Source organism: Pseudoalteromonas sp. OF5H-5 (genome assembly GCF_021530695.1).
Lineage (GTDB): Bacteria > Pseudomonadota > Gammaproteobacteria > Enterobacterales > Alteromonadaceae > Pseudoalteromonas.
This window is the reverse complement of sequence record NZ_JAKGBF010000036.1, coordinates 1-5,884: the sequence shown is the minus strand read 5'-3', so window position 1 is coordinate 5,884 and position 5,884 is coordinate 1. Positions and strand designations below refer to the sequence as shown.

The following is a 5,884-nucleotide window of genomic DNA, read 5'->3' as shown; positions in this document are numbered from 1 at the left end:
CATGCGCGCAGCGCATTTGATCTTGTAAAACTTTACCCCGCCGTTGCAACTGATGACGCAACTAAGCTTTCAGATGCACACGTATTCATAGCTGACCAACCAGACGACCCGCTGGTCAGCACGCTACTGGTTGAGTCTCCAGATTTACGAGACGATTCGTTGCTCGATGATATGTTGGCGTTAATGACTGCCAGCACGACTAAGTACCACGGGCTAAGTCATTTAACATCGCCATATCAAAGCGGCGAGCTACACCTAAGAGTGCGGGACTTGCAGCGCTCCTTAGCGCCAAGTGTTACCCGCACTCAGTCTAAACAAGGACTGAGACCACAGCTGGACAGCGATAGCGATGTAACGGGCTATCGATACAAAAAGATTGAGTCATTTGGTAATTTAAGTGAGTTCAGTGTGGATATTCCAGACTTATTGCTTGATTACACGAGAGTTGTTGTGCGCGAGCATTCGTGGTTTTCTCTTTGGAAGCAGCACACCATCAACGGCACGGTGGTATCAGGGGAAGCGTACGAAGGAAGATATTTGCCTAGCGGTTACTTTCTTTGGATCTACTACTTATCAAAGCTGGATTTTAGGTTTCATTCTTTTGGCTCAAGTCAAAACATCACATTAGGCGCGACAGAAACCATTGTTAAAGGGACGGTTAAGCTAAAAAAATCCGGTTCTAGCCAAGTGATCACAGATGATGGCGCTGGTCGCTTTATCCATTCTGGCTACATTATCGCGACGATTGATTATGATACAGGCGTAATTACAGAGTTAGAGCCAATCGATTTTAGCGGGACGGTAAGCGAAGAGCTGGGCGCGTTAATTCAGGTAAAGCCACTTTCACTGCGAGAAATCGAATTTGCGTTACCGTCTCAATCATTTGCTCGCAATAGTATTTATATTCGCGCAACGTCTGAGGCTGGCACTGAATATAGTGCATCTAGCGATGACAACGGCAACATCACAGGTACTAATATATCTGGCTCAGTAAGTAGCAATGGTACGGTTTCACTGGTGTTTGCAGTAGATATGGTGCAGGAATCTATTACCTATGATTATGATGAACTCACCATTATCAATGTACCTAGCCCACCAGGTGGCATTGACCGCAGCAAACTACCTGAAGGCGGCTATGTGCCGATATTTCACGAGTTTAATCTTGTGTGCGTGCAAGAGCGTAACCGGACCCAACACGCAACACTGAGCAATGGCCAAGAGTTAACGGTAACCGTTGACGCTAACTGGGTAGATATTGTTGATAATGAGGGGCTATCGCTCTATAGCGCCAATGATGACAATTACAGCTATGACAAGGCCACAGGCAAAGTCACAATCAAGGAAGGTATTAGCAACTTTTCCGGTCCGTTCATCATAACAGTAGTGCTCAGTGAGCTGGTTTTGGTGGATGCAATCGACGGCGATACGCTCAAAATACTCTCGCCACTGAAAAGAACATATGACGTTGGCGCAACCGTTTCTAGCGCCTATGTGCTCGGCGACTTACAAGCGCTGACCAAAGATGAACGGACACTCTCAGCTTGGCAAAACAACTTTGGTGATTTTGGCTCTCCCGCATCGAGCGCAATCAACACCACACAATATCCAATCGAGCTTAGTAATCTTGGCACCATTGCCCAGCGCTGGGCCATTGTATTTACCAGCACTACTGCGTTTTATGTTGTGGGCGAGCATGTAGGCACTATTTATAACGGCGACATTACCAGCGACTGCACGCCCATTAATGCCAATGCAGGCTCACCATTTTTTGTTCTACGCAAAGAGGCGTTAGGGTCTGGATTGAATCCAGGCGAAGCGTTTTTATTTGAAACTACCACAGCAAGTAAGCCAATTATGGTCACGCGCTCGGTAAGCCCCGGGCATACCGAAATTAAATACGACAAATCCACGCTTGGATTTAGAGGGAGTAAAGACTAATGCCAACACCAGTAACTGTATATAGATGGGATGACGAAGGTGCACCGCAGCTAATACAAGGCTCACCTGTGGAATGGTTCAACTTATTTAAAAAATGCCTCGTTGAGGGATATGGACAAAAACCCGCAGCAGGATGGCTGTTAGTTGAAGAGCAAGCGAACCCACCGTGCCTGACATTTCAAAATGACCCAGCAAAAGGAGCCAGTGGTGGCTATATAGTATTAAAAGCCGCTGGAACTAGCAACGCAGAAATAATCACCGCGCAAGGATGCTTAGATTACGTATCATTTGACCAACACTCCCGCAATGGTGCCAAATTTAGGTTTGGCATATCGTCAACAAATGAGCAGTATGCGCGCAAAAACTGGATACTCGTAGCATCGACTCATGGGTTCTATTTTTTCTCATTTGCAAACTATCAAATGTCAGTTAATTTTTTCAACCGTGGCAGTCACAATTTGTTTTATGTGGGTGATTATTTCAACCATATACCCAATGACCCAACGAGGTTTTTTACTATTTCAGGAAATTACCGTGAGTCTGGGAGTTTAAATTACAATGAGAACGCCAGTCAGCAACTACATTTAGGCGCGTACGGTACAAGCATTGTCTATCCACTTGATGGTTCACCAGACAGCCAGAATTCATATTTTAGCTCTATTTTTGGCAGCTCTTATAGCAGGGGGTATATGTACGTCGATGCTACACCAGAAATAAGTATGATGAGCCCACTCGTTATTGTGACAGGAGACCGAAAATCAAACACAAACGATAGCATTAGACCCACTCATAGAGGCCTACTTCCAGGACTATTCGTCTCGCTGGAATATGGCTATGGGCGCGAAAACATGCCATTTTTGAAATCAATCGGGAACACAAACTACCTCGCAATACCGCACCATGAAGACAACTCAGGCACCGCACTGTGGTTAAATTTGGAGAGTTGGTAATGCAGTTAATCCAGTTAAAGACCTTTGAGCGTACGGCAGCACTCGACGTGGGATTGTTACGTGTAGACTATGATGCTAGTGCCACTCGCATGTTATTGCTGAATCGAAATACGGGAGAGCAGATATTACACGCCAGACCACGCACCAATGTATTTCTCCCATCGCACTATGCTGCCGACCATAATATCGCCGTTGTAATATTCGACGATACAGAAACGTACAATGCTGCGATTGTAGATTATGTTCAGGCTGAAATCGTTAATTTAGTGGCATTACCAGAGACGTTGAATGGTACAGCTCAGATTTAAGTATCCATGCTCTAAACAAACATCCCCCGTCCTGATATTTTTCAATTCAGGGCCGGAGCCAGAAGATAAAGAGGTGGCAATTTTTTGCGACATCGCTTACTCAAATAACGACAATTATGCCGTGCTGGTTGCATTGCAATACACCAATGCACTCTCATTAGACACAATTTATCAAATGAGCTGGGCGAACGCAGTTGCACTTCACAGAGAGACTTCCTTATTTTGGCATGCAAACCAAACTGCTATTGAGCAGCAAGTAAATACAGGTTGGAAAAGCAATATGTCGGTTATCACAAAGGAAAGTGAATTTAGATGGAGTAAAGGACAAGCAAAGTACGTTGAGACAACCCAAGTCTGGAGAGAGGCTTCGCAACATGAAACCGCACTTTGCATCTATTACGGGCCGAGTGAGCGCGCATATATTTGCTACCGAGTAAATCATCCTCGTAAAGGTAAGGTTATCGTGCGATTTGATAACGCGTTGAATGCCAGCCCCCAGATAGGCAAAGTTAAACTCAAATTGTCACCGTTTGAAAAGGTTTGCTACTGGGGATTACCTGGTGGGCCAGTTCGCTCAGATGATGACATTCCCCCCATTGATTCAAAAATCCCAATTGAGCCACAGATACAGAGATATTACATCATGCAACCATCAATCAGCTGTAATCGACTAAGTGATGATTTAAAAATTCTAATTAACAACATCACCTGCACATGGCAACGTGGCCAGTTTGCTGCAACGGGCAACATCAAGTTTTGCAGCAGAATAGATATGGAGCGTGCGATTGGCCAACAGTTAAAGCTGGTCATTAACGGCTATGAGTTCATCGTGATTTGTGAGCAACCCAGTACAAGCAATCGGTTTTCAAATAATAGTTACAGCGCGTCGATACGTTCTCGATTCGCAGAACTTGCTGCACCGTATCAGCGGGAGCGTAATTACGTAAACACCGTAGACAAGACGCTCGCAGGTATCATGACCGACATACTCGAAAACACTGGCTGGACGTTAGACAACAAAATGATTGATTACCCAATCCCTGAAGGGGCGTTTTCGTATCGAGGATTGACGCCAGCGGCTGCACTATTAAAAGTAGCTAGCAGTATTGGCGCGATATTGGACATTAACGATACAACTAAAACTGTCTCAGTTGTGCCTGAGTGGCCAGTTAATCCGTGGAGTACGGAGCAAGCAACGCCAGATGTCATTCTCAATGATGCTCTAATACTAGAGCACAATACACGAGACACCATTCAGCCTGAGCACAACGTTGTTTTTGTGAGAGGTGAGCAGCAAGGCGTAGCATGTAAAATCAAGCGCCAAGGCACTCCCGCAACTGATTATGCCCGCGACATTGTGGATAATCTAATTACCGACGTACAAGCCGCGCGCCAACGTGGTACATGTGAACTAGCAAGAAGTGGCAATAAACGAACCGCAACCATTCGCACCAAGCTCAAAGCTGACCTACCACCAATCAGACCAGGCATGCTGCTGGGCGTTCGGTTCGCGGATGAACTATACAAAGCAACCGTGGACTCACTGGCCATCTCCGCCAGTATCAGTAACCAAGGCGCGATTATGGTAAATCAAACTATTCAGGTGATACGCAATGTCTAACAACACACTAAACAGGCTCGGTTCAGTACTCTCCGGCACACAGCGCAGTATAGTAAAAGTGTTAACTGTGAATAATGATGGTACGACTACAGTAGAGCACAGCGACGGGACAACCAGCCGCGTACTGGGTGATAGTGTTCAGTCAGGTTCAGTGTATATAGAGAATGATCGCATTACAGGACAAGCACCGGACTTGCCGTATAGTGAGGTTGAGGTGTGATGTACTTCAGAGTATCAACTCGAAATTTTGATTGCTACCTCCTTTACATAGTGTGACAGATGGTAGATTTATGGGGTACTCTAACTGGTAAATAGCTTATATTTTATAAGGTTATGTATATAAAAAGGACTCCATATGATTAACTACATGTTTGAAAATTTTGAACGGACTGAGTTTTCAGATGAAATATATTCCATATTCGGTAGGGCATTAACAATAGCAACTAGGTTTGAATCATCCTGTAAAGCCTTGGCAAACTCAGAGCAGTTCAGGTTTTTAGCAACTGCAAAACGTTACATAAGTGATGATGAGTTTCATCATAGACTTAAAAACATTTCCAAAAAGCATAAGAATTTACATAGAGCCATAGTGTCTTTGGGATATGAACAAGATATCAATAACATTCTTTCTGAAGCTCGAGAGGCACGTAATAAGTTGATACATACAGCAACCCTTGATGCATCCGATGGGTTTGACTTTTTGAGTGATCAAGCAATAAACAACCAACTCAAAGATATTGAAGAAATGGTTATTAAAATTATCAAGGGAGACACTATCGCATCGATACTTTTGTCGATTCTGAACAAAAAGCCGATACCGATAAATCAATTAGGCCATAACTATGAAAGAAAATACCTAAATTGGGTGATGCAGCGATTCGAATCATAGCAATCAGATAAAGTTACTCTCCAGGCCAAAGCGTAAGTAGCTTGAAATGTAGCATAGAGTAATGAGGCAATAGTGCGAGCTTGTAAGTTCAAATATTGAAAAGTAGTTTAAATATTTTAAAAGCTTATTTTTCGCAGTTTTCGCGCAATTTGCGTTAAGTTTTCGCGCGCGGCATCAG

General features: G+C 44.2%; 6 protein-coding genes. All 6 read left to right on the top strand.

Annotation, left to right across the window (positions count from 1 at the left end):
* Positions 1–1,938, top strand: a 1,938-nt coding sequence (locus tag L1271_RS24320) for a hypothetical protein (protein WP_235369013.1), incomplete at its 5' end; no start/stop codon positions are given.
* Positions 1,938–2,888, top strand: a complete 951-nt coding sequence (locus L1271_RS24315; protein ID WP_235369012.1) for a hypothetical protein — start codon at positions 1,938–1,940, stop codon at positions 2,886–2,888. The genes L1271_RS24320 and L1271_RS24315, both read left to right, overlap by 1 nt.
* Positions 2,888–3,196: a hypothetical protein gene (locus L1271_RS24310; protein ID WP_174171104.1), complete on the top strand. Its 309-nt coding sequence runs from the start codon at positions 2,888–2,890 to the stop codon at positions 3,194–3,196. The genes L1271_RS24315 and L1271_RS24310 overlap by 1 nt, the downstream gene beginning before the upstream one ends.
* Before the next feature lie 73 nt (positions 3,197–3,269).
* Positions 3,270–4,817: a hypothetical protein gene (locus L1271_RS24305; protein WP_235369011.1), complete on the top strand. Its 1,548-nt coding sequence runs from the start codon at positions 3,270–3,272 to the stop codon at positions 4,815–4,817.
* Complete coding sequence (locus L1271_RS24300) at positions 4,810–5,037, top strand: hypothetical protein (RefSeq protein WP_235369010.1); 228 nt, start codon at positions 4,810–4,812, stop codon at positions 5,035–5,037. Before L1271_RS24305 ends, L1271_RS24300 begins: the two co-directional genes overlap by 8 nt.
* Before the next feature lie 135 nt (positions 5,038–5,172).
* Complete coding sequence (locus L1271_RS24295) at positions 5,173–5,706, top strand: hypothetical protein (RefSeq protein WP_235369009.1); 534 nt, start codon at positions 5,173–5,175, stop codon at positions 5,704–5,706.
* Positions 5,707–5,884 lie beyond the last annotated feature (178 nt).